Source organism: Lacticaseibacillus manihotivorans DSM 13343 = JCM 12514, from assembly GCF_001435035.1.
Lineage (GTDB): Bacteria > Bacillota > Bacilli > Lactobacillales > Lactobacillaceae > Lacticaseibacillus > Lacticaseibacillus manihotivorans.
The window spans coordinates 8866-9290 of record NZ_AZEU01000275.1 but is presented as its reverse complement, the minus strand read 5'-3'; the positions used below and the strand labels follow the sequence as shown (position 1 = coordinate 9290).

4 tRNA genes are annotated in these 425 nt (G+C 51.3%); all 4 read left to right on the top strand.

From position 1 onward, the window contains the following. Positions 1–74 precede the first annotated feature (74 nt). The 4 genes from FD01_RS13735 to FD01_RS13720 all read left to right on the top strand — a co-directional run bounded on the left by FD01_RS13735 (position 75) and on the right by FD01_RS13720 (position 420). Positions 75–163 (top strand) — tRNA-Ser (locus tag FD01_RS13735). Between the two features lie 11 nt (positions 164–174). Then, positions 175–248, top strand: a tRNA-Met gene (locus tag FD01_RS13730). Positions 249–268: 20 nt separating this feature from the next. After that, a tRNA-Asp gene (locus FD01_RS13725) sits at positions 269–342 on the top strand. Between the two features lie 5 nt (positions 343–347). Then, positions 348–420 (top strand) — tRNA-Phe (locus FD01_RS13720). The last annotated feature ends 5 nt before the right edge of the window (positions 421–425 follow it).

Genomic DNA, 425 nt, shown 5'->3' with positions numbered 1-425 from the left:
GGTTAAGACACCGCCCTTTCACGGCGGTAACATGAGTTCAAATCTCGTACGGGTCAGTAAGATGTTCACCACATGGAGAATTACCCAAGTGGCTGAAGGGAACGGTCTTGAAAACCGTCAGGTGGGGAATACCCACGCGAGGGTTCGAATCCCTCATTCTCCTTTTCTTATTATCGCGGGATGGAGCAGTCTGGTAGCTCGTCGGGCTCATAACCCGAAGGTCGTTGGTTCAAATCCAGCTCCCGCAATTACAATTTAATACTATGTTGGTTCCATGGTCTAGTTGGTTAGGACGCCTGCCTGTCACGCAGGAGATCACGAGTTCGAGTCTCGTTGGAACCGTTAATGGCTCGGTAGCTCAGTTGGTAGAGCAATGGATTGAAGCTCCATGTGTCGGCGGTTCGATTCCGTCCCGCGCCATTTCT